General features: G+C 52.6%; 15 protein-coding genes. 4 read left to right on the plus strand and 11 right to left on the minus strand.

From position 1 onward, the window contains the following. The first annotated feature begins 308 nt into the window (after positions 1-308). Positions 309-1,688 (plus strand): ATP-dependent RNA helicase DbpA, encoded by a 1,380-nt coding sequence (dbpA, locus tag NXS97_RS08495; protein ID WP_028724050.1) that lies wholly within the window; start codon positions 309-311, stop codon positions 1,686-1,688. 32 nt (positions 1,689-1,720) lie between these two features. Here dbpA and NXS97_RS08500 read toward each other — a convergent pair whose 3' ends face one another. Continuing rightward, positions 1,721-2,113: a YgiW/YdeI family stress tolerance OB fold protein gene (locus NXS97_RS08500; protein ID WP_015700873.1), complete on the minus strand. Its 393-nt coding sequence runs from the start codon at positions 2,111-2,113 to the stop codon at positions 1,721-1,723. A gap of 160 nt (positions 2,114-2,273) precedes the next feature. On the opposite strand from NXS97_RS08500, the gene NXS97_RS08505 reads away from it, so the two are divergent. Then, positions 2,274-3,236, plus strand: coding sequence for a chemotaxis protein (locus NXS97_RS08505; protein ID WP_013024807.1), 963 nt, complete (start codon positions 2,274-2,276; stop codon positions 3,234-3,236). 63 nt (positions 3,237-3,299) lie between these two features. Next, positions 3,300-3,428 (plus strand): hypothetical protein, encoded by a 129-nt coding sequence (locus NXS97_RS08510; protein WP_019106665.1) that lies wholly within the window; start codon positions 3,300-3,302, stop codon positions 3,426-3,428. Positions 3,429-3,531: 103 nt separating this feature from the next. Here the strand turns inward: NXS97_RS08510 and NXS97_RS08515 are convergent, their stop codons facing one another. From NXS97_RS08515 to NXS97_RS08525, 3 genes are all read right to left on the minus strand, one after another. After that, complete coding sequence (locus tag NXS97_RS08515) at positions 3,532-3,705, minus strand: cold-shock protein (RefSeq protein WP_085980249.1); 174 nt, start codon at positions 3,703-3,705, stop codon at positions 3,532-3,534. 3 nt (positions 3,706-3,708) lie between these two features. Next, positions 3,709-3,921 (minus strand): RNA chaperone/antiterminator CspA, encoded by a 213-nt coding sequence (gene cspA / locus NXS97_RS08520; RefSeq protein WP_009091867.1) that lies wholly within the window; start codon positions 3,919-3,921, stop codon positions 3,709-3,711. A gap of 265 nt (positions 3,922-4,186) precedes the next feature. Continuing rightward, a complete protein-coding gene (locus tag NXS97_RS08525; protein ID WP_181901401.1) occupies positions 4,187-4,969 on the minus strand; it encodes an NAD(P)H-dependent oxidoreductase in 783 nt (260 codons plus the stop codon). Between the two features lie 102 nt (positions 4,970-5,071). On the opposite strand from NXS97_RS08525, the gene NXS97_RS08530 reads away from it, so the two are divergent. After that, positions 5,072-5,974 carry a LysR family transcriptional regulator gene (locus tag NXS97_RS08530; protein WP_104933201.1) on the plus strand — a complete coding sequence of 301 codons (903 nt, stop codon included), beginning with the start codon at positions 5,072-5,074 and terminating at the stop codon, positions 5,972-5,974. 77 nt (positions 5,975-6,051) lie between these two features. On the opposite strand, the gene NXS97_RS08535 is transcribed toward NXS97_RS08530, so the two are convergent. From NXS97_RS08535 to NXS97_RS08565, 7 genes are all read right to left on the minus strand, one after another. Beyond that, positions 6,052-6,465, minus strand: a complete 414-nt coding sequence (locus tag NXS97_RS08535) for a hypothetical protein (protein WP_028714867.1) — start codon at positions 6,463-6,465, stop codon at positions 6,052-6,054. 5 nt (positions 6,466-6,470) lie between these two features. Then, on the minus strand, positions 6,471-7,880 hold the full coding sequence (locus tag NXS97_RS08540) for a VENN motif pre-toxin domain-containing protein (RefSeq protein WP_275235440.1): 1,410 nt from the start codon (positions 7,878-7,880) through the stop codon (positions 6,471-6,473). 535 nt (positions 7,881-8,415) lie between these two features. Next, positions 8,416-8,925 (minus strand): DUF2247 family protein, encoded by a 510-nt coding sequence (locus NXS97_RS08545; protein WP_014593030.1) that lies wholly within the window; start codon positions 8,923-8,925, stop codon positions 8,416-8,418. Between the two features lies 1 nt (position 8,926). Then, on the minus strand, positions 8,927-10,366 hold the full coding sequence (locus tag NXS97_RS08550) for a VENN motif pre-toxin domain-containing protein (RefSeq protein WP_014593029.1): 1,440 nt from the start codon (positions 10,364-10,366) through the stop codon (positions 8,927-8,929). A gap of 359 nt (positions 10,367-10,725) precedes the next feature. Continuing rightward, on the minus strand, positions 10,726-11,157 hold the full coding sequence (locus NXS97_RS08555; RefSeq protein ID WP_041930716.1) for a hypothetical protein: 432 nt from the start codon (positions 11,155-11,157) through the stop codon (positions 10,726-10,728). After that, positions 11,157-22,292 carry a hemagglutinin repeat-containing protein gene (locus NXS97_RS08560; RefSeq protein WP_259231967.1) on the minus strand — a complete coding sequence of 3,712 codons (11,136 nt, stop codon included), beginning with the start codon at positions 22,290-22,292 and terminating at the stop codon, positions 11,157-11,159. Before NXS97_RS08560 ends, NXS97_RS08555 begins: the two co-directional genes overlap by 1 nt. 15 nt (positions 22,293-22,307) lie before the next feature. Beyond that, positions 22,308-23,972 carry a ShlB/FhaC/HecB family hemolysin secretion/activation protein gene (locus NXS97_RS08565; RefSeq protein WP_116219491.1) on the minus strand — a complete coding sequence of 555 codons (1,665 nt, stop codon included), beginning with the start codon at positions 23,970-23,972 and terminating at the stop codon, positions 22,308-22,310. Positions 23,973-24,092: the final 120 nt, after the last annotated feature.

Below are 24,092 nucleotides of genomic sequence, written 5' to 3' on the forward strand. Positions count from 1 at the left end.
ACTAATGCTATTTACCCTGTAAAAAAAACGGGCTTCACCGGTTAACTCAATATTCGCTCTTATAAACAAAAGATTATGAATTTATTAACGTTGTCAGACGGTTATCGGACCCGATCCTGGCGAATGTATTCCGCTGTCATTCATTAAAATAATCCACCTAACGCACATCATCTTCAGTTTATTCTTAAAAAAACTCGCGTGAAATGGATATTATTTATTCATAAGGTTAACGTTGCCGTTGCGCACGCTTTCTGACAGACTTGCGCACGCAATGATGCCCCCCACTTTTAGCCGCAGAGGCCGCACCCGTGACCGCTTTTTCCTCGCTTAATTCTCTTCCCGACAGCCAGCTCGATAACCTGCGCGAAATGGGCTATACCAGCATGACTCCGGTTCAGGCCGCCACGCTGCCCGCGATTTTAGACGGACGCGACGTGCGTGCGCAGGCCAAAACCGGCAGCGGTAAAACCGCCGCATTTGGCATTGGGTTGCTGCAGCATATCGACAGCGCTCACTTTCAGACGCAGGCGCTGATTTTATGCCCGACCCGGGAACTGGCCGATCAGGTCAGTAACGTCCTGCGGCAGTTAGCCCGCTTCACGCGCAACATTAAAATCTTAACCTTATGTGGCGGCCAGCCTATGAGCGCCCAGCGCGATTCGCTGGTGCATGCGCCTCATATCGTGGTCGGCACACCGGGCCGTATTCTGGATCACATTAAGCGTGAGACGCTGAAGCTGGAGAGCCTGCGTACGCTTGTACTGGACGAAGCCGATCGCATGCTGGAAATGGGCTTCCGCGACGATATGGAAACGATTATCGCTGCCACGCCAGCATCACGTCAGACGCTGCTGTTCTCCGCGACCTGGCCGGAAGGCATTGCCGCCCTGAGCCAGCGCTTTCAGCGTGAGGCGCTGAGCGTGGTCACGGAAGAAGTGAGTGAACTCCCTGCTATCGAGCAGCAGTTTATTGAAGCCAGCCACGGTGAAAAGCTGTCACTGTTGATCAGTCTGCTCAGCGAACGCCAGCCCTCTTCCTGCGTGGTGTTCTGTAATACCAAGCGGGAGTGCGATGATATTGCGGCTGCGCTCAATGCACGCGATATCAGCGCCCTGCCCCTGCATGGCGATCTGGAACAACGCGATCGCGAACGGGTGCTGATCCGTTTTGCCAACGGCAGCGGCCGCGTATTAGTCGCAACCGATGTTGCGGCCCGTGGGCTGGACATCAAGTTACTGTCGCTGGTGGTAAACTATCAGCTGGCCTGGGATCCGGAAGTGCACCTGCATCGCATTGGCCGCACCGCGCGCGCTGGCGAACAGGGCGCAGCGGTGAGCTTTGTCGCTGCAGACGAAATGGCACGCGCTCATGCTCTTGAAGACTTCCTGCAACAGAAGCTGCCCTGGGTTGCGGCCAGTTCGTTAAAGAAAAGCAGTAAAGCGTTACCGGCCGCCATGATGACGCTCTGCATTGATGGCGGGCGTAAAGCCAAAATCCGCCCCGGCGATATCCTGGGGGCACTGACGGGCGAGGCGGGTTACCGGGCTGACCAAATCGGTAAAATCGATCTCACCGCGACTCATGCATATGTGGCGATAGAAGCGGCCCAGGCTAAGCAGGCCCTGGTCAAGCTCAAGCAGGGCAAAATTAAAGGCAAGACCTGCCGCGCAGTCCTGTTAAAAGATTAAAAAAAGGGCGAGACTCACTCTCGCCCACGCTTTTATGGCTCATCTATCCGCGTCACGTGCAGCGTTGTTTTATCGCCTTTCCCCTGCACCTTGCCACTCACTCGCACTTTGTCATTAGCGGTATAGGTTTTACCACCGAACGTTTTTTCCGGCGCAATGAGGGTCACATGGCCGGTATCGTCACGAAACTGATAATTATCGCCCTTTAATTTTTTAACGATATAGCCTTCCAGCGTGACGTAACCGCCCTGGCGGAAGTCACGGATCTGATCGATGTGGGTTTGCCCGGTATCTTCCGATCCTTTGTAGCCCGCATCCTGTTTGCTCTGCGGCGGCGGCGTATCGCCTGTCTTAAAACCACCTTGCTCTGCATATGCACCAGACGTTGCCATGGCTAACAAGGCGGCCAGTAATACTTTTTTCATCTCGTACTCCTTTAAGGGAAGGTGTCCATGTTGAATAGTCACTGTTAAGCCTGGCACAAGAATATGCTGCCGTTAGATTTTCCCCTCTCACCTTTTTGCACTTGCTGCCGATAACTTCATCACAACCCTTTTCACCTGCTGCGCTGATGCTGAGGCAACAATGGATAATTTTCAGAAAGAGATCGACGAGAGAGCAAATCTCGCGTTATCGAACAAATTTGAGCTGCTGCTGTTTCGCCTGGGCTCTGACCAGTTAAAAGGTAAATCAGAGCTGTTTGGTATCAACGTATTTAAACTGCGTGAAATTGTACCGATGCCGCCGATTACCAAAGCCGCAGGCATGCGCTCGCCGTTGCTCGGCATGGCCAGTATCCGCGGACAGTTTATTCCGGTGATTGATTTACCGGCTGTCGCAGGCTGTGTTCCAGAAACGGGACTTAACCTGCTGCTGGTGACCGAGTACGCGCGAAACACCCAGGCGTTTGCCGTCGAGTCTGTCGAAAACATCGTGCGCCTTAACTGGAGCCAAGTGCATACCGCTGAAGCCGGGATCGGTGGCCGTAATATCACCAGTATCGCCTGCCTTGATGACGATGAACAAAAAAGCAATCTGGCCATGGTGCTGGACGTTGAGCAAATTTTGTATGACATCATCCCGTCTGTGCGCGGCGTTGAGCCGGAAGCCCCGAAAGAGCGTCAGTTCAAAATGAAGCCGGGTTCAGTGGCGATTGTGGCGGAAGATTCTAAAGTTGCCCGTCAACTGCTGGAGCAAGGCCTGAAGAGCATGGGTATTCCCGCCATCATGTGCAACACCGGCCTGGAAGCATGGGAAAAAATCAAAGAGATGCATCAGCAGGCTCAGGCCCAGGGTGAATCCATTCACGACAAGATTGCGCTGGTGTTAACCGATCTGGAAATGCCAGAAATGGACGGCTTTACGCTGACACGTAACATCAAGCGCGATACGACGCTGCGCCATATTCCTGTGGTGATCCACTCCTCGCTTTCTGGCAGTGCAAACGAAGATCACGTGCGCAAAGTCGGTGCCGATGGCTATGTGGCGAAGTTCGAACTGAACGAACTGTCTGACGTGATTTTTAAAGCAATGGAAGCCGCGAGCTAAGACGTAACGGGCAGCTTATCCCTGCCCAGTGAGGCTTGATATCCACCACTCGAGAATATAAGAATGCATAGTGAAACGCTTCCCGTCATTCGTAAGTCACTGTTTCGTGGGCGTGTCCGTCAGCTGAGCTGGATTGCAGCGATCGCTTTCTGCCTGCTGTTCTGGGGCGGCGTGCTTGCCCTGATGGTTTAGTCAATAGCAGCGGGAACGTTGCCGGAAGGGAAACAAAAAAGGCTGCCAGTGGCAGCCTTTTATTACGGTAAATGCAACAACGCTATAGAACTCTTTAGCCTTTTCAGAGCGCCTGAGGCTGGCTCTGAGCTGCAATCCTTGTCGCGTTAATTTGAACAACGACCGTTTTGCAAAAAATGCATTTCGCTCCATGCGGGTTGGCTCTTGTCACATCGAAATGTGATGTACGGTACTGCGAGCCACTACAGTGAGGACATTTAAAACGCGTAATTTTCAGTCCTTAGAGACCAACAACGTTCGCAGCAGCTGGGCCTTTGGCACCATTTTCTACTGTAAACTCAACTTGTTGACCTTCATCTAATGAACGGAAATCTGTGCCCTGAATTGCAGAGAAATGTACGAATACATCTTTGCTGCCGTCCTGAGGAGAGATGAAACCGAAGCCTTTCTCAGCGTTGAACCATTTAACGGTACCGCGGATTTTGTTAGACATGTTTAATTCCTTAATAATAGAGCCTTCCGGCGTAATGGCCTGAGAACAGATTTTAATCAGAACGTAAGAGAAGACTCAAAAAGAAGGAATGTCTCGCGACAGGCTTAGAGATGAGAACTGCTTTGGTTACTTACTTTGATAGTGTCTGTTAATCAAACCGACGATTCATTAGGTCATATCCTGCTGATGCATGCAAGGGTTATTTTAAAATAGTTGCGAGTGGGCCAGATGAACGTCATGCGCAGAAATCTGGCCCGTTCATGTGTTACGGTTTGCGAATATGCACGTGGTGCCCCTGCTCGCCTGCCGCCAGATCGTCGCGCAAAGTAAGAGCCGGTATCCTGTAATCGCCGTCGTTTTGCCGATAATAGGCGACAGGTTCGGTCACAAACAGATTATCCAGACGCTCGCCCAGCTCTGCACACAGTGCTGCAAAGCGCGCGCTGTCGGTGCGGCCGGTGCGATAAAGCGTAAAAGGCGGCAGCACGTCAAAACCGGGATAAAACAAGATGCCATGCTGAATGGGGAACAGAATGTCATCGATATGGCCGTTGATGCCGCGTGGGCTGTAGTGGGATTCCCATCCGCCCATCGTGACAACCAGCATCGCACGCTTCCCTGCCAGCGTTCCTTCGCCATAGCGGTCGCCCCAGTGCGTATCTGAGTGCTCCCCCACGCCATAGGCAAAGCCGCAGGCGTAAACACGATCGATCCAGCCTTTCATGATTGCCGGCATGGAAAACCACCAGAGCGGAAACTGTAAAATCACCGCATCGGCCCACAACAGTTTTTCCTGTTCCTGCACAATATCTTCACTCTGGAAGCCGCCTTCAAAAGCCTGGGTGGATTCTAAAGAGGGATCAAAGCGTTCTGCATTCTGGCGATGCTGCGTGTCTGCCGACGAGACGCGCGCCTCCCAGTTCATGGCATAGAGATCGGAAACGCGCACCTGATGACCCAACTGCTCCAGGTGGCTGACGGAGAAACGCGCCAGCGCGCCGTTAAGGGAATGGGGTTCAGGGTGGGCAACAACGATTAACACATTCATAAAATCACCTGCTTTGATGGGAATCTGAGATGTAGCCTGCATCCGAATGTGCTATCAGTAAAAGTAAATGAATGGATATTCACTATAGGCAAGACTGATACCATGAAACCCGATCTCAACCTGTTAATGACTCTAAATGTGCTGTTACAGGAAAACAGCGTGAGCCGGACCGCGCAGCGGCTAAATCTTTCTCAGCCTTCTGTCAGTGCCCGGCTTGAGCGCCTGCGTGAGTGGTTTAACGATCCCCTGCTGATTCCGGTATCTCATGGCATGCGCCCCACCGCGCGCGCCGAGGCGTTACGCCTTTCGCTTGAGCAACTAAGCGGCATGATCGATGAGGTGGTTGCTGCGCCAGGCCCGTTTATCCCTGCCGACGCCGTTCAAGAGTGGCGCGTAGCGGCCACGGATTACGGCGCACAGACGGCACTGGTTCCCCTGATGGCAGCATTACGTCAGGAAGCACCGGGCACCCGGCTCGCCATTCTGGATATGAAACCCGCGTTGATCGCGCAGCAGCTGGAAAAAGGCACGGTCGATCTGGTGCTTCATTTGCGTGACGGCGTGCCAGACGGGCTGCATATCCGCCCGCTATTTGAGGAGCGTTATGTGGTGGCAGGACGTCAGGGTCATCCCGCCCTGCATCCTGATATCACCGCTGAAGCGCTTTGCGCGCTGGAACATGTAGTGGTATCGCCCGACGGCGGCGGCTTTCGCGGTGTGACGGATAGCGTGCTGGAAGCCAGAGGGTTGAGCCGGAAAGTGGTGCTCTCCGTGCCCCACTTTTTGCTGATGGGCAGCGTGCTGAGCACCAGCGATTTGGTGGCGTTGATGCCGGAGAGAGTGGCGGCGATGATGCCAGGATTAATGACCGTGAAGCCCACGATGGCGATTCCGGGCTTTGAACTGGTGATGCTGTGGCATGAGCGATCGCACCGGGATTTGGGGCATCGGTGGTTGAGGGAAAGGGTGGTGGGGAGGTTTCAGGGTGGAGGTCACAAGTCATGACAAAGCCGCAGAAGCGAAGCGCTGGCTGACCTGGTAACAGGCAAAAAATCCCAGCAGCCGGGCTGGGATTGCTTACTTTAACGTAGCCAAAATGGGATATCACCAGACGATAAAGCATCATATTCTTCTACCGCTCGATCTCGATGCCCCATAAAATCTGGCATATCAGTCACAACTATTTTTACTGGTTTATAAACATTCCAGTCTTCATAAAACCCTTTCGCAGATTTTATGCAATACTCAATACCATCAAAATATTTTAAAAACCTTTCCTCAACGTCTTTTGGTAAAAGGACTCGTAATTTTTTTATTAATGATTGAGTTTTATCCAAGTCCTTAAGGTGAACATATCTAAGATAAAGTTGCTCCAGTAAATACCCATCTTCTTTATCAAGAACATTTTTATTTAAAATAGAAATAAATTCAATCATATCTGAAGGATAGCCAAGTTCAACTATAGAACTGCCACCATAAAACCCTATGTGTTTCATAAGAATTACCTTTTGAATTCAATTGCAGCTGGATCAATAGCACCATTAGATTTTTGGACAATTCCTTTAATAATTGCTCTCTCTTGCTCTAATGACACACTTTGTCCACGCACATCGATAATAACCCTCTGCTGCATTCCTGCAGGTAGATTCTCAGCACGTTGGATCGCTTGCTTAGACACATTACTAATCAGACCGCTCTGATTATTCGTAATATTATAGTTTTTCACTTCAACACTACAAACATTTCCCTGACACCAATCAGGGCGAACCCCACCTTTTGTCCCATATGGGACTTCTTTACCATCTTTGAAGCTGACTTGTTCGCGCCATCCATTGCCAAGATCTTTACCTACATCAATTTCTGATTGCCTGTGGCTGGGCCGTGAAGCCGTTGCTATCTCATCGCTGGCTTTGTTAACCAGCTTGGACGCTTCAGCAACATCACCACTGGTAAGCGCTTTCTCTGCCGCTTTCAGCATACCCGCGGCAACACGCTCTCCCGGTATCAGGGAAGCGGCCACGTAGAGATAATCCAGTGCTGACTGTGCTTCCGCTGCACTTTTTATCGTACCCACCACCGGCACAAAATCTGCACCCGTTGACGCCACATCTTTCAACGCTTCACGCCGTTCCGTGTACATCTTCACCGAGCAGGCTTCGGCGCTCATTCCGACGCAGTTTGCCTTCTTATAGCGCTCGTTTTCAGCCTCAACGTAATCAACCGCCTTCTGCTCCACCGTCTTGCCTTCAGACTGCGCCTGCGCAATATCTCCCAGCGCATTATTCTCAACCGCATTTTTCCCCGCCTGAGCGCCCGCTATGGCTCCTGACGCACTGCCATTTGCCAGACCGCCAGCAAGCCCCGCTGCCAGCGTTCCGAGTGCGCTGATAGTTTGCTTCTGCTCCTCGCTCAAATCCGTCCGCGCGATACCCGGATACATCTCCTGAGCGATAAACTCGCCCAGCGCTGCGCCACTGGCACCGGACAGCGCACTGTTGCCCTGCGCCTGTGCAATGACGGCGCCTACAACCGCATGTGCCATCAGATTTGCTGCGGTATTCACCACCGGCTTGCCGTCAGGGCCTGTTGTGGTGGTATTTTTGTGGATCAGTTCGGCGAGGTAAGGGGCGGATGCGCCAGCCAGTGCCGATTTAAAATCTCCGCCTGCCAGTCCCTGCACTGCTGCGGTGGCCGCCTGAATCCCCCGCTGTAATGAACTTCCGGTACCGGAGTCAGCGATTGCTTTTTTGTACTCAGTTGTGGCTTTAAGGCTCTCAATGTAGGCATTACGTACTTTTTCAGAGGCGCTTTCAGGTGCGGGGCCTTTTACCTTCTGGGCTTCCTTCAGCGCACAAATCTCGCCCTGCGTACGTGCAATATCCGCCACCTGACTGCCAATCTCGCCAATCATCTGCGCGGTCTGCAGTCGCTGCTGTTCTTTCTCTTTGTTAAAGATCGGGCTGATGCTGTCGTTGGCATGTGCCGTGTCACGACTCAGCGTGGCGGTATGCCGGAAGATCTCTAAAGATGAATGGTCCGGTTTGCCGGGGTACTTACAAGACGACGCCGGGCGGGCATCAACTGCTTTCAGCGGAGGCCGCAGGCCGACTTACTCCGGAGTTTGCTTACCGACGATGACGCGGCCGACGCCGCCAGGGACGGCGGCCACGCCCGATGCCACACGCGGCGGCGCACGCCATAATGCAGATTAGACGCATACAAGCGCACGGGAAGGGTTATGTGGTGTTCTGAGGCTGACCGCGAGAGTGCGTATAATCTCCCGCATTATGTTTAATGGCTGTAAGCCGAGAACCCAGTTGACAGAGGAGTGATAAGGCCAGTCCCGGCGCACTGCCATTTACCCCGCGCACTCCGCACCTGATGAAGGCAGATCGCGGCAAGGAAGCCGCGCTCTGCCATCCACCGAACCAAAGATCGGGATTTCTCTAACTTTTAAATACAGAAGATCCTTTTTCTAAATAATTTTCCCACCCGCTCATTAAATGATTAATATTTTCTATTTGAGAGTGTGTTGATGGATCATATCCATCAGAAGGAGGCATGTATTTAATAAAGCTTTCTATTTCATATGGATAATCAAAATCAGCATAAATAACTTCAACTTCAGCTAATGGATCGTCAAAACTATTACGATTATTCCAAAGCCAACTCAGAACAATAAATAGCCACTTTTTTTTGATTTTTGGATCATCTTTCTGCTCAGATTCCGAACATAACTCCTTTAGAAAAGGAGCAATGTGATTTGTTTCATCAGGCATAACGAATGACAATTCGAGTTCAGGACTAGTATAACTTCCTGTTAATACATTCTTTTCTGCCTTCTTTATTGGTACGTCTGAGGTAATGAGGTTATTTTCATAACCCCACCTTACATCACACCATGAAAGGTGAAAATTTTTATCAATAAAATCAAAAGGTATTGGATATAAATTCATGTCATTTTACCTTCGGCAATCGTTGGTTAGGAGCACCGGTAATACTGCCACCTTCAATAAATCTTTGGTGTGTGACGTTTCCTTTATTATCATAGATGTATTCAAATATACCTTTCTTCTCATTAAAAGAACCTTCCGCTTGCAGTAATTTCCTTTCTATACCATCACCGCCTTTGATAGTGAAAACTTTTCCATCCATCAATTGTTCGCGGCTCAGGTAACTTGCACCTCTATGAGTAGGATCTGGTTTTAGCCCACTGCCAATTCGGTCTGCTTCCAGTATTTTATTAATAACCGAAGATTTTAATGCTGTATCCACTATACCAGTGGTTTTTGCGACAACCTTCTCCGTCAGTACCGCGCCACCTTTCACCACCCCGGCACCGCCAGCCAGCAACCCGGCTATATCGGTGACCAGCTTGCCACCTTCAACACCGGCATTAAACGAGCCGCTGGCCCCGGCTTTCTGGTACTCTGCTTCCATCCGGTCAATGCGATCTATATAAGACTGCTTCACCGCATCCGAGACGTTACCCAGCACATCACCGCTGTTAAACAGCGTCTTCAGTGCTTCGTAAGTTTCGACCGGACTGCTGGCCGTTTTCACGATACTGTCCACAGCATCATATAGCCCTGCCGGAACCCCGGCGACCATACCCGCCGCAAAGCTGCCATCCTGACCTAAGTCAATCGCTGTCCATTTCGCCTGCGCTCCGGCTTTGCAGGCCACAGTCTGACATTCCGCGATTTCTTTATCTTTCTGCGCCTGCTGTTTCTGGCTCAGATAGTTATTCTCAACCGTAACCTTCCCGGCCTGAGCAGCAGCAACCATATCTGCAGCCCCACTCCCCACCAGACCGCCAGACAGACCCGCTGCCAGTGTTGCCAGCGCCGAGACGGTTTCTTTCTCCCTGTCATTCATTTCGTACGGCTTCTTGCCGTAGATTTCACTCGCCAGCATGCCGGTCAGCTCGCCTGTCACCGCCCCTGCGGCTCCTGCTGCGATATTTTTGTCCTGCGCGGCCGCAAGCGCCGCATTGACAACCGCATGCGCCATTAACCGGCTGGCCGGGTCTAAATCTGAATGTCCAATCAGGTTAGCAATATAGGGGGCTGCGCCACCGGCAGCGGCGGCGCGGATATCACCCGAAGCCAGTCCCTGTACGGCAGCCGTTGCGGCTGTGACAATGCGCTGCACGCTCCCGCCAACGGCGTAAGGGGAAGCACTGAGCGCTTTATCGTAATAGCTCTGCCAGGCCTGTTTGCTGATTTGCTCACTGGTCGGCGTCTTACCCGGATTCGCTTCTTCCCAGTCCTTTTTAGCCTGCTGCAGCTTTTCCGGACTGACCTGCTTCATGTCATTATTTGCAGCACGCGTCGCTTCAATTGCGCCCTGCGTTTTGACAATATCGCCTACCTGACTGCCAATCTCGCCAATCATCTGCGCGGTCTGCAGTCGCTGCTGTTCTTTCTCTTTGTTAAAGATCGGGCTGATGATGTCGTTGGCATGCGCCGTGTCACGACTCAGCGTGGCGGTATGCCGGAAGATCTCTAAAGGTGAATGGTCCGGTTTGCCGGGGTACTTACACTTGGGCTGGATTTGTTAACTCTTACAGATTAGGGAAAACTTTGGAAACAGAAGTATTTGAGTAAGTTCCATCATTGGAATTACTATTTCTTCCCATAAGCTTACCACCAATCCCTCCACCAGCCATACTAACTCCCCCCGTCCGAATCAATAACTCCCTGTTTTTAATTTGATTCACTGATCGGCATTACGGATAAGATCGGAATTTATATTTATCTCATAAGAGTAATTCTGGATAATCTATCATTCTGATTAAATTGTAGATGAAGCGTATACCCCTCATTTTCATATCTTATCCAACGGTCAATATGACCCATAAGTGGATCTATTTTTCCACCACCTGAATCTAAGGGGTGGCCTAGTATTTGCATAGCCTCATCCTCCGAACTATCAGTGGATAATGGTAACTCCCCTTTATATTCAGAAAAACTCTCATCCTTAGTTGTGTAAAAAGTAATTTGATCTATTACTTCACCTTCCAATAAGAATAAAACACCAGATTGTAAAAAAGAATAATATTTCCTGTCACCTAAAACACTCTCCTCGATATTAGGCAACTCATGAAAATCACTTGAAATATTAACAAACTTAACATCGAATTTTGAGCGACCTAACAAATTAACAAATTCATCCCATATCAACATTATTTTGTTACTCCTGTTTGAGAATTTCTTTTCTTGATTTCCATTATTGCGTCATCGACGATTTTAGGATCATATCCTCGATCCAGCATGTTTTTTCTATGTACTTCTGTATCGCGACATTCTGCACCACAAAGATCTATTGCGTCTTGTTTTATTTGGGACGGCGTATTTTTACCACCATAAGTGCGGCCTGCCTGATGTACATCTTTAGGTACTTCAATAGCTGTTGCATTATTATATAGATTTTTTTCCTCGGTTGGAGTTAACTTTCTTCCCAACTCATTTTCTTTTGCCTGACGAATAGCAGCAAATGACGGAATATGATCATGCTCTAATCCATCGCCAACGACTGAGCGATCTTTAAGTTCTTTATATGACCCAACATCTAAAGGTTTAACTGCCTGAATCTCTTCGCTGGCCTTATTAATCAGCTTCGATGCTTCAGCCACGTCGCCATTCTTCAACGCTGCTTCAGCGGCCTTAATAATTTTTCCAGCTGCATCACCTGCCCCTGGGATGATACCAATTACGGCTGCGAGATAATCCGCCGCCGACTGCGCTTCCGCAAAACTCTTTATATCACCCACGATAGGCACGAAGTCCGCACCCAGCGATACTGTTTCTTTCAGCGCTTCACGCCGCTCTTGGTACATTTTCACCGAGCAGGCCTCGGCGCTCATGCCACCGCAGTTGGCCTTTTTATAGCGATCGTTTTCGGCTTCAACCTGCTCATTGGCTTTCTGCTCAAGCGTTTTACCTTCAGACTGCGCCTGCGCGATATCAGCAAGAGAGTTATTTTCAACCGCATTTTTCCCCGCCTGAGCGCCCGCTATGGCTCCTGACGCACTGCCATTTGCCAGACCGCCAGCAAGCCCCGCTGCCAGCGTTCCGAGTGCGCTGATAGTTTGCTTCTGCTCCTCGCTCAAATCCGTCCGCGCGATACCCGGATACATCTCCTGAGCGATAAACTCGCCCAGCGCTGCGCCACTGGCACCGGACAGCGCACTGTTGCCCTGCGCCTGTGCAATGACGGCGCCTACAACCGCATGTGCCATCAGATTTGCTGCGGTATTCACCACCGGCTTGCCGTCAGGGCCTGTTGTGGTGGTATTTTTGTGGATCAGTTCGGCGAGGTAAGGGGCGGATGCGCCAGCCAGTGCCGCTTTAAAATCTCCGCCAGCCAGTCCCTGAACAGCCGCAGTTGCCGCCTGGATCCCCTGCTGTAATGAACTTCCTGTGCCGGAGTCAGAGTCAGCGATTGCTTTTTTGTACTCAGGGGTCGCTTTAAGGCTCTCTATGTAGGCATTGCGTGCTTTTTCAGATGCGCCTTCGGGTGGGGGGCCCTTTACCTCCTGGGCTTTCTTCAGCGCATAAATCTCGCCCTGCGTACGAGCGATATCTGCCACCTGACTGCCAATCTCGCCAATCATCTGCGCGGTCTGCAGCCGTTGCTGTTCTTTCTCTTTGTTAAAGATCGGGCTGATGCTGTCGTTGGCATGCGCCGTGTCACGACTCAGCGTGGCGGTATCCTGCTTCTGATTAGCCTGATCGCGCACCACTATCGTACCGTTAGCCACTGCTGACTGGGTAGTCCCTTCAGCATGCCCTTTTCCACCTGCGCCTGCCAGCATGGTGTTAGCCATATTCCCGGCAAACTGACCGCCGAAGCTGGCACCCGAGCTCATGCCAATGCCCTGATGCTCGGTTTTGTAGTCGGCCTCGTTATGCAGATTGGTAAAGCCCAGTGTACCGGTATCCAGACGGTTTTTATCCGCATCGGCCTGACTGGCGATGACCGCACCGTTAAGTTGTGTATGGTTGCCCACCGTGACATCAAAGCCGCCATTGCCAGCATAAAGACCGCTTTGCTCCTTCACGCTGTCGAAATTGCTGTGCATCTTGTCCTGGCTGGCGTTGATATACCCGGACCCGGTCATTGAGCCAAAGGTAAAACTGCCGCCTGCACCAAAACTGGACTGCTTAGAATCGTATTTGTCGCTGTCCTGCAGGCTGGTAATGGTCAGATCCCGACCCACATCCGCCTTCACGCTGTTGCCATTGACCTGAGCGCCACTCAATGTGGTATCGCGACCGCTGCTGATGGCAACCTTGCCGCCGCTGTCCAGGGTCGTTTCGCTCCAGACCGTGCCGTTGCCTTTCTCATTGCCCTTAGCGCCATTGACGCTGGCAAAGACGCTTAATCCCGCACTGCCTGCCCCAACGCCGAAGCTGACACCAATGCCGCCCCCGCTGCTGCTGTTTTTACCTGTGGTTTGCTGGGTGTTTGCCGCACCGGTTAGGGTGATGTCGTTTGCCGCCTGTAACGTCGTATCGCCGCCTGCTTTCAGCTGACTACCAGAAATCACCAGATTGCCGCTGTCTCGCCCCTGGCCTTTGCCCGTGGCATTGATACTCAGATTACGGCCTGCATTGATCGTTGAGCCGTTAACCGTGTCTGACTGCTGATGCTGCTCCGATTTCGACTGCTGGGTAGAAAGTGAAATACTGATGCCAATGCCGTTATTAGGATCACCCTGTACCTGAGCAAGCTGACTGGCCTGATTCGCCTGCACGCCAGACAAGACTGCCTTGGTCGCCTGAAGCGCGGCCAGACGACCATCGCTCTGCTGTTTGGCTGACTGCGCCGCAGCGACTGCACTGTTCACGGCTTCCGCTACCGCACCAGACAGCGCCAGCGTTAAACCACTGGTACGTTGCTCCGTTCTTTCATCGTGGGTACGCAGATCGTGTCCTGGCGTAACAGTCACGCTATCACCCTGGAGCGCCATATTACCGCCCGCCACCAAATCGGCACCGTTAACCTGCAACTGCTTGCCAGCGGTAATTGAAACATTCCCTTTAGTACTGCCGACGGTACTGATGCTCTGGCTTTGCGTTGTTCCTTTATCGCGCATCTCCTGCAGTGATTTACTGCTACCGATGCTGATACCAATGCCGCCCGTTCCCATCAGGCCGCTCTTTTTCGTTTCCGAAAAACGCCATGTGGAATCGGTATTAGTTGCGGCAGCAATATCGACATTGTTACCGGCATCCAGTGCCACATTGCCATCACCAACGACCTGAGAACCTTTTACCAGCAGGTCATTACCTGCTTTAACGGAGACATTGTTGCCGCTCAGCAAGGTGCCTTTTTCATTTGTGGCACTGTCTTCCTGAATGGTGTGCGTGGTCTTTTTACTCAGGAAGCCTTTTTTAGTTTTGGTTTCTTCTTTGTAGTAATAATCGCTTTCGGTCGCCGTATTCAGGTTAACGTCGCGCCCGGCCTGCAGGGCGATATCCTGTTTTGCCGTCACATCGGTTGCTTCGGTATTGATATCTCGACCGGCAGCCATTGTCGTACTGCCACCACTGGCAATTTCCGTGCCCTGCTGGCGCACGGTTTCACTAATAACGGTTTTTTTGTCGCCCCTTTCGCTGTAGCCAGAACCGGTGGTGTCGGCATTCAGGTTGATATCACGGCCCGCTTTCAGCGCGGCATTGCCTGTGGCGGCGATGGCGGCGGCCTGACTGTTGATATCCTGACCGGCAGCCAGGCTGAGATTACCGCCGCTGCTGACAGAGGTACGATCCAGACCGGTTGAATGGGATTCCTGGTTGCCATTTCTGCTGTTCTGGCTGTTAGTAGCACTGTTGAGGTTCAGATCATTGCCCGCTTGTAGCGAAGCATCATTTGTAGCGTTAAGGTTACTGGCGGTGACGTTTAAATCGTGACCGGACGTAACAGACAAGTTATGGCCCGCCGAAATCTGGCTGGCTGTGTTTGTAACTTTTTGAGTACTGCTGTTTTGGAAACCGAAGCCATTAATCGCATAGCCTGATATTTCCTGATTATTCGTTATGGCGATATCATGCCAGGCGTTCATTAACAGATCGCCACTCGCGTTTAGACTGGCACCTTTAATATTAATATCTTTGCCGGATTTAAGGCTAAGGCTGTCCAGCGATGTAATAGTCGCTGTAGGACCAACGAATGTTTGGGTTGCCGAAACGGTATTTCGTTTGCCTGCGGAACCATTTACCTGCCACAACGTTGTCGCGGTCGTGTTGTTTATATCGCCATTGACGCTCTCAAGCGCAACCTTTTGACCGCTAATGCTTGAACTGACGTTATTAATATTATTTATCGCGGTCAGCTGCAGATTTTCGCCCGCATAAAGCATGCCTGCATTGAGGTTATTCACGCTGTTCTGACTACTAACCGTCAGGTTATTTTTTGCGGTAACAGTACTGCCGCTGTTGGTAATATCACCGCCGGAAAGCGTCACGTTATTCCCTGCAATTACGCTGCCGTCATGCATTTCCACGTCTTTGGATGATAAATAGACTTTCGGCACCATCACCGTCTCACCATTTATCGTTGTGGCTTCCCACCAGACCATACTTTTATCAAGTGAGGCCACCTGCTGCGCAGACAATGACACGCCAAACTGCAACCCTAGCGCACGCTGCGCAGATGCCGCGTTATCCATTAAATAGCGCATCTGATCCAGTTCAGAACCAATGCCATTCAGATAACGGCTGCCGGTCTGATTCAACACAACATTACTGACATAGCGCGTATCAAAGGCCGCATCACCAAGGAAACGGTAATCATAGTTTGGCTTGAGGTTCAGACGATCTAGCAGGTAAGACGACCCCAGGAACGTGGTTTTATCGGTATAAAGCTGACGGCTTTCCTGCGGTACCTGTCCCGGCTGCCTGCCAAGCAATGCGTTAAGATCGCCAAACAGGCTGTTATCCAGTTGTCCCAGACCGTTAAGTTTTGGATTGAGAGTGATTAAATAGGGACTTTTGCTGTTACCAAAAACAAAATAGCCATTATCGCCAGACGGAATCGGATAGGCACTGGTATCTACACTGGCTGGCTTATAACTACGTAGATTTGCCGAACTGACTGAAGGATCGGAAATCAGTCTACCTGACTGACTTAAATCGGCGCGGCTGAAGTTGCCTGATGCATGAGTAACGAGCGAGGCCTTATCAGGTGTGCTGTTATCCAGTGAACTATCACCATTGACCTGCTGCAGGGCCCCCTGAAGCTGATCGCGCCACTGCGGAGAGTTAACGGTTACCTTGTCGGTTCCGGCGATTTGCTGACGCTGTTGCCCCCCTGCTTGGCTCAGTGAGGCTAGTCCTCTTATGCCTGGCGCTGAAATCGTATTCCCAGACCAGCCTGCGTTTGAGGTTGTATTGGTGTTACTGATGTTACTGATGAAGTTTGCATTAACATTTCCGCCAGCTTGGATAACTGAGCGCAATGGTATACCAGTGGTTACAGTTACGTATTCTGGGGTGCCAGAGAGCGTATACCTAATTTCACTTGATAAAGAGTTTCTCCAGCTAAAAAAACCACGTTCTTGTGGAAAGTTAAAAGTTCTTTCTGCTATCCTCGTCCCGGGACTGAGTAAATAATTTGAGTACTCACTCGTGGTACTTCCTTGCCATGATGAATTATTAAGCACCCCACCAGTAATAGAAATATTATTTCTTGCCAAAAGGTTACTTGCAAAGTTGTCTAGTGCATTCGAGTTAATATTTAAATTTCTATTAGCGTTAATTAGACCGGCGCTACCATTGGATGAGGCTGTTACTATAGTCTGACTAATAAGGAATCTTTTAGTTTTTGCTTTTTCAGTAGGAGCAAGATAACGCTCCGTGCCTTGCATATCATTTTTGCCGCCCGTGATTTGAATTATTTCATCCTTTTCTCCAATTTCTCCATTCTCAACTGACAAAGCCGAAAGAGGCAGAAGGAAGGAACCACTTTCAGCTCCTTCAGGAAGACCAGTACCTCTGATGGTTGAAATGCTGGTTGATAACCCATCCCGCGTATTCAACAAATGCCCGGTATTGATATTAATATCCCCACCCTGCGTCTCAATCGTCCCAGAGGTGTTGATCACTTCCCCGTTGGCATTGCCCGCGCCATCGCGCTGCATCCACAGGCTGTTGCCCGCCAGAATATCGCCACGCTGATTACGAATGCTGTTAGCAAATAAATAGAGATTCTGCCCGGCGTAAAGCAGCGCCGTGTTGACCAGGCTGCCTGGCGTGCTGATGGTCAGGTTACCGAGCGTGCCGGTAAAACCGTCCAGGGTGACATCGCTACGGCTGTTCAGGGTAACGTTGCCGCCGCCCTGCAGGCTGCCAGCACCGTTCATGGCGATGCGGTTGCCTGTCAGGCTACTGTCAGCGCCGCCGGTGGTGATCTGGCCGTTGTTGGTCAGGTCGCCGCCCGCATTGAGTGTCACGCCCTGGCCCTGCATTGTGCTCTGGTTTTCCAGCGAGCCGTTGCTGTTGAGCGTCAGCCGGTTGCCCGCTGCCAGCGTGTTATGACTGACGAAGCTGTTCGCCAGATTCACTAGCACATCGCCCAGCGCAACGACCTGGCCGAACTGGTCAAAGCCGTTACTCACCAGCGTCAAACCGCCGCCGCTGAACAGCCGTCCCGATCCGGTCAGGTTGACCTGCGCGGCATTCACGTTCAGTTGTCCGGTGCCGAGCACGGTGCCGCTGTTACCGAGATTCTGATAATTAACGGCCAGGTTGCCGCCCTGCGCCATGCCCTGGTTCTGGAAATTGGTGCCGTTCAGGGTGCCCTGTTGATCGGCAAGCAGCGTACCGTTGTTAGTTAAGCCGGACGCGTTCAGCGTGAGCTGTCCGGCCTGCAGCCAGCCATTATTCACCAGTTGCGGTGTGGTAAAGGTCAACGCGCCGCCAGCCAGTAATCTGCCATTGTTGGTCGCTGAGTTGGTGGCGTTGACTGTGCCACCAGCGCCCTGAATCAGACCATAGTTATAGAGATCTGGTGCGGTCAGCGTCAGCGCGTTCTGAGAAACAAGGGTGCCATTCGCGGCGTTGGTGAGATGCCCGGTGGCGCTGAGCAGCAGGTTATTGTCACCCTGCAGGCGGCCCGCGTTATCTAACGCACCGGTGTTAATCTGAAGATCGCTCCCCTGAATACGGCCCAGATTATTCAGCGATGCCGACTGCAGGCTGATTTTTCCGGCACTGAGCAGATTCTTGTCCTGCTGCTGTGTCAGCGCGCCGTTGAGCTGCACGCTAAGGCTGTCCGCGCCGGTAATTTCCCCGTTATTGTTTAGCGTGTCGCCTTTCAGGGTGAGGTTTTTAGCCACCCATTGCCCCTGATTCGCCAGCGTCAGCGCCTGTAAGGCTGCGGTGCCGTTGGCAGAGATCTTGCTGCCTGCGGCGGCATCCAGCCTGTCGCTCAGGGTAAGTTGCAGGCCATCGGCACTCTGAATCGCTCCACCGTTGGCCAGTTTTGCCGCATTCAGCAGGATCTGTTGCCCCTGCCACGATCCGTTGTTGGTGACGTTATCGGCCGTAATCGTTAACGCGCCCTGCGTGAGAAGCTGTCCTCCCGCGTTATTCACAAGTTCACGCGTCGGAGCGCTCTGCGCCAGCAGCATTCTGAACCGCTGCGGGGCCGGTCCGAGCGTCAGGGATTTCATACCGATAAGGTTGCCCTGGTTGGTAACGCTGGCGGGAGTAACCGACAGCGTATCGCCCTGAATGGCGCCACTGTTGTTCAGCGAACCGCCGTTAAGCGTCATGGCTTTTTCGGCGAGGACAGAGCCGGTATTCACCAGATTTTGCGCACTGAGTTGTGCACCGCCCTGACTGAGGAGTGATCCTCCGTTATTAATATCGTTATCGATCGCGGCGGTAAGCTCGCCGGTGCTCAGCAGCGAGCCCTGGTTTTGCCAACTGCCGGCAGTGATCTGAGCATTACCGCCCTGCAGGGTGCCGCCGGTATTTAGCGTCGCTGCGCCCAACAGTAGATCGCCACCACTTAACGCTCTGCCTGTTGAAGACTGGGTGAGATCGCCAGTACTAAGCGCGTCCAGTGAAGTACTGCCCTGCCACAGGCCGCTGTTATTCAGCGATCCGGCACGCAGCGTCAGCCCGCTTGCCATGATTTTGCCACTGTTAGTCAGGCTCTCGGCATTCAGGCTGGCGTTGCCGCCCGTAATCAGGTTGCCGCTGTTATCCAGCAGCCCCGTGGTTTGCCCGTCCAGTGCACCAGTGCCATTGAGGGTACCGGTGTTTTTTAAGCTGCCGAAACGGTAACTGAGCTGGCTGCCCTGCCAGGTTCCGGCGTTACGGGCGTCCGTACCCTGTAACGTCAGTGCGCCACCAGTAATCAGTTGGCCGCCCGCAAGGTTATCCAGCTGACGGAACCCTGCCGTCAGCGCGTTATCGCCCTGTAGCAGCCCCTGATTTTGTAATGTATCGCCCGTTATCTGCAATTGCTGGCCTGCAACGCTACCGGCGTTAGTCAGTGACTGCGCCTGGACCTGCGCCAGCTGACGCGCAAGCAGCTTGCCGTTTACGCCATTATTCAGCGTGCCGGTCAGCGCGGTATTCAACGCGTCCGCATTCACCTGGCCGTTATTGGTAAAATCACCGCCGTTGACGCTGAAGGTGCCCGCCACCTGTAACAGCCCATCATTTACCAACTGGACAGGTGCCAGGCTCAGTCCGCTTCCGCTGACAAGCCGACCGTTCGCCAGGTTAGCAATTTGCGCGCTGGTTATCGCCAGTGCGCTGTTGCCCTGTAGCAGGCCAGCATTACTGAGCTGGGGAGCCTGAATAGTTAGCTGATCCGCAGCAAGCGTGCCCGCATTGGTGACGTTGCCAGCCTGCAGGTTCATTGCCTGCTGGGCCGTCAGGGTGCCACCGTTGTTAAGCTCCCCAGCCACAGAGGCGGTGATATTTTTTGTGGCCTGCGCACTGCCGCTGTTTTGCCAGCTTTGTGCTGTGACAGCCAGATTATCGCCCTGCAGCTGTCCCTGGTTGTTCAGAGAGGAGGCCGTAATGTCAGCGTTGCCCGCCGTCTGCAACTGGCCCGTCGCCTGATTGCTCAGACTGCCGCCTTTCAACGTCAGCGCCGTATCGCCCTGAATCAGTCCGCTGTTGATTAAATCGCCCTGAAAGGCCAGCACTTTTGCCAGTAACCAGCCGCTGTTGTCTGTGGTATTTCCCTGCAGATCGACGCTTTGCTGACCCATTATCTTGCCGCTGTTGGTCAGGGTTTTCGCCTTCAGCGTGGCATCGCCTGCACTGAGCGCATTGCCGCTGTTTTGCCAGTTGCCCACTGTCAGAGCCAGTTTATCTGCCTGAATTAATCCCGCGTTATTCAGGTCACCGCCGTTAAGCGTCAGTTGCCCTGAGGTCAGTAGTTCGCCGCCCTGTCGGTTATTCGTCGTGTCCGCATTCAGGTTCAGGCTGCTGGCGCCCTGAATTCTGCCTGCGTTATTTAACGTAGCGGCCGTGAGCTCAGACTGATTCGCGGCAATCTGCCCACCGTTAGTAAGCTGGTCGTTTGTCAGTTGCAGTGAGCCTGTCGCCAGCAGTTTGCCATCTGTGAGGTTGGTCAGTTGACCGTTGTCAGAATGAAGCGTGCTGGCGTTGATTTCGCCATCGTTGACGAGACTGTTGCCGCTCAGGTGCAGTGCACCCCCCGTGCTCAGCAGCCCGCTGTTGCTGAAGTCAGGCAGGTTGAGCGTCAAATCGCCCGCCGTCGCAATACTGCCCTTTTTTAAGTTAGTCAGATGCTGGCTTAACAACGTCAGATTCTGCGTACCCTGCAACAGACCGCTGTTGGTGATGGCATCGCTGTTGAGCGTCAGCTGCGGTGCCGTCAGCGAACCACTGTTATTTAGCGTCATCGTCTCCAGCGTGAGTGCATCAGCACCCTGCAGCGTACCGCTGTTATTTAGTGCATCACTCTTGAGCCGGATCGCATTGCCCTGCAAGGCGCCCTGGTTAGTCACGTTGTTGCTGACCGTGGACAGTTGCCCTTTTGCTGACAACGATCCTGTGTTACCGATCGTGAAAGCATTCAGAGAAAGATTATTCCCCGCCGTAAACTGCCCGGCATTATCAAACTGACCGGCCGGGTCCAGGCTTAAGCCGCCGGTGAAGTCTGGCTGCGCGTTGAACGAGATGTTATTGGTGGCATTGAGTGCACTGCCGTTGTCGAGCGACAGGCTGGTCGCGGCAAGGTTGATGCTGTCACCGGCCACGATCTTGCCGCTGTTGATTTGCAGACGCTTGCCGCCCTGCAATGCAATAGTGCGATCGCTCCCCAGGCTCCCATCGTGCAGACTGATAGTGTTTTGTGCGGTTATCGTCGCCGGGCCAGCGGATTTATGTTCCCCGCTCAGCTCTACGCTTTGCGCACTGGCGGTCAGTGCCCCGCTGCTGAGGCTGTTATGCACCGCCAGTTTACCGTTCGCATCCAGGGTGATATCGCCCTGTCTGGCCAGTAAGTTACCCAGATTAACGCCGACGCCTTTTTCGCTCGACACCAGATGAATGCGGTTGGCGTACATGCCGCCCAGTGCGCTGGTATCGACCGCCACGCCGGGCGCAGGCCCTTCGCCGTTAATGGGCGTTATCGATCCATCCTGCCCGACGCGGTTTGCTCCCAGCGTCACGGTGAGATCTTTGGCGTGAATCCCGGCATTGATTTCCGTTGCACGTGCCACAATCGATACTGCATCGGCTTTACTGCCGTCCAGTCCCTGGCCCTCAATGGTAATGGTGCCTTTACTGACCTCCAGCGCGGCCAGGTTGCCGTTGGCATCAAACTGCGGTTTACCAGTGGTCAGCGTCACGTTGGGCGTATTGATAAAGCCACAGCCGTTACAGGTAATGCCGTAGGGGTTAGCCACCATAACGTTGGCGGCTTTACCGGCCACTTCGGTATAGCCCTGCAGCTGTGAACGATTAGCCCCCACCACTTCGTTAATAATGGCGCGCGCTTCCTGGCCGGCTTTAAGGTTGGGGTTGTTCTGGATCAGCCCGCCAAGCTGGGTCTGCGTGAGCTGGCCAGTGGCGTTGTTGAGGATAAGGCCCTGTTGCCCCACGTTATATTGATCGTACTGGTTATGAGAAACACCCGCCTGATTCGGCGTTGCAATATTGACCACGGGCACGCCATTGCCTGCCGCATCCATCCTGGTGCCTGGCGTGACTGGCGTGATTTCTGCGGCCATCACGGGCAGCATCGGTTGCACCGCCACCAGATAGCAGATGAGATAGCTGAGGGCGCGACGGGCAGGGGAAACAGGCTGACGATCGTCCATAATCAGTTCCTCTTTTTAGAATACCAGCCCGACGCGGGCGTAAATGCTGACGTGATCCGGCTGTAAATAGCCGGGATAGCTGAGCGGAATGCCGACGGTATATTGGGTATAAAAATGTTGATTGCGGGTGCCAAGCCCCACGGCACCGCCCCAGAGCGTGCCGGTAAACTGTGGGTTTTGCGGATCGCTTCTCAGCCAGCCGCCATCTACCGCCGCCAGTGCCGTGACTTCACCCAGCCCCGGTAACGTAAACAGGCTGTAATCCAGCTCATTGCGTAAGTAACCGCCTACATCGCCCGACAGGTATTGCTCTTTGAAGCCACGCACAGAGCTGTCGCCGCCCAGCGTGAGTCGTTCGCTACCGTAAAGGTGATCGGGTGACCACTGTCCGTAAAGGCTGCTTAGCCACCACAGCTTGTTGGTGAGCGGTTTTTGATAGCTGGCGCTGATGCTCCATTTACGAAACTCTGCTTTCGGCAGGTTACCGTTTTTGCCTTCATCGCTTTCGGCATCAAACCACGGCATACCACGGCTAAACGATGGGTTAAGCGTGGCGACGCCACCGGCAATTTTCTGAGTGTGGTTCAGGCCAAACTGCAGGCTGGTTAATTTGCGGCTACTGCTTACCAGAGGCGCATCGTTGAGCCAGTTATGGCTGGAATAGTGATTCAGGCCAATCTGCACGCCCGTTTTGATATCGCCGTTGCGAAATAAAACCCAGGAGCCGTTAAGACGATGTGCAATATTGTCGCCGTTGCTGAACCACGTGAAATCGTTATTGATAAAATGGCTGTGGTAGTTGCTCCAGCTGTAGCTGTAATCCAGCAGGCCATAACCATAAGGCACGCTGACGCCGGCCTGTAAGTTCTGCGCATCGCGCCAGTGGCTAAATGCGCTACTGCGCCCGCCACTGACAAACCAGCGATCCGCCAGCCCCAAAAGATTATTTCCGGTCAGAGAGGCGTTAAGCTGGCCCAGGCCGGTGCTGCGCTGCCCGCTGTTATCAAAACCCAAGGTCGCGCTGAGGGGAAATTCAGGTTTTGCTGTCAGATTAACAATAGAATAACCCGGTTTAGGTGACGGCTGAATTTCGATTTGAACAGGTACCGTGCGTACGCGATTAATCTGCTCCATGCCCTGCTCAATATCGCGCAGGTTCAGGATTTTTCCTTCCAGCCCCGGAAATACCATGCGCAACAGGCGTGGATGTTTACCGTCCAGAATAATGGTGTCCAGTTTGCCTTCCAGCACGGGAATAATTAGCTGGCCAGAAGAGAGATCCTGTTCTGTTAAAAAAGCCCGGCTGGTAATATAGCCCCTTTGCATATACCAGTCGGAAATGGTATGCACCAGCGCATTAATTTGCGTTAAGTTCAGGCAATGATTGACGTAAGCAGATGTAAGCGCGGCCTGCTGACGCTCAGAAAGCAAGGTCGCATTACGGATGACAATCTGATGGACAGGAAAGCAGCGGCCGGTCGCACCGGTGCGCGGCGCCGGTTCAGGCTGAGGGGACAGCGCCTGCCAGAGTGCATCACGCTGCTGCTGGTCCTGTTGCAGGCGTTGCTGTTGCTGATTCTGGAGATAATCGCGATCGCCTGGCGTCAACGGCGCAGCCAGTGCGCTTACCGTGATAAGCGCGGCGCTCAACGCCAGCCACTTCCCTGTCTTTGCTCTCATAGGTAAGCCCAATGAAAAGAAATGTAAGTTTTTTGTAAAGCAGTGAAAGCATAATATCACCTAAACTATTGGAAAATTCCTGATAAAAGTAAAAGACGACAGCTTGATATATATTTTATT

It is taken from the genome of Pantoea sp. B623 (assembly GCF_024814475.1).
GTDB lineage: Bacteria > Pseudomonadota > Gammaproteobacteria > Enterobacterales > Enterobacteriaceae > Pantoea > Pantoea ananatis.

Coding starts and splice junctions, on each gene's coding strand:
- NXS97_RS08510 (WP_019106665.1), top strand. CDS start 3,300: ATGCATAGTGAAACGCTTCCCGTCATTCGTAAGTCACTGTTTCGTGGG.
- NXS97_RS08505 (WP_013024807.1), top strand. CDS start 2,274: ATGGATAATTTTCAGAAAGAGATCGACGAGAGAGCAAATCTCGCGTTA.
- NXS97_RS08550 (WP_014593029.1), bottom strand. CDS start 10,366: ATGATTGGCGAGATTGGCAGTCAGGTAGGCGATATTGTCAAAACGCAG.
- NXS97_RS08565 (WP_116219491.1), bottom strand. CDS start 23,972: ATGAGAGCAAAGACAGGGAAGTGGCTGGCGTTGAGCGCCGCGCTTATC.
- NXS97_RS08555 (WP_041930716.1), bottom strand. CDS start 11,157: ATGTTGATATGGGATGAATTTGTTAATTTGTTAGGTCGCTCAAAATTC.
- NXS97_RS08500 (WP_015700873.1), bottom strand. CDS start 2,113: ATGAAAAAAGTATTACTGGCCGCCTTGTTAGCCATGGCAACGTCTGGT.
- NXS97_RS08545 (WP_014593030.1), bottom strand. CDS start 8,925: ATGAATTTATATCCAATACCTTTTGATTTTATTGATAAAAATTTTCAC.
- NXS97_RS08530 (WP_104933201.1), top strand. CDS start 5,072: ATGAAACCCGATCTCAACCTGTTAATGACTCTAAATGTGCTGTTACAG.
- cspA (WP_009091867.1), bottom strand. CDS start 3,921: ATGTCTAACAAAATCCGCGGTACCGTTAAATGGTTCAACGCTGAGAAA.
- NXS97_RS08525 (WP_181901401.1), bottom strand. CDS start 4,969: ATGAATGTGTTAATCGTTGTTGCCCACCCTGAACCCCATTCCCTTAAC.
- NXS97_RS08540 (WP_275235440.1), bottom strand. CDS start 7,880: ATGATTGGCGAGATTGGCAGTCAGGTGGCGGATATTGCACGTACGCAG.
- NXS97_RS08560 (WP_259231967.1), bottom strand. CDS start 22,292: ATGGACGATCGTCAGCCTGTTTCCCCTGCCCGTCGCGCCCTCAGCTAT.
- NXS97_RS08535 (WP_028714867.1), bottom strand. CDS start 6,465: ATGAAACACATAGGGTTTTATGGTGGCAGTTCTATAGTTGAACTTGGC.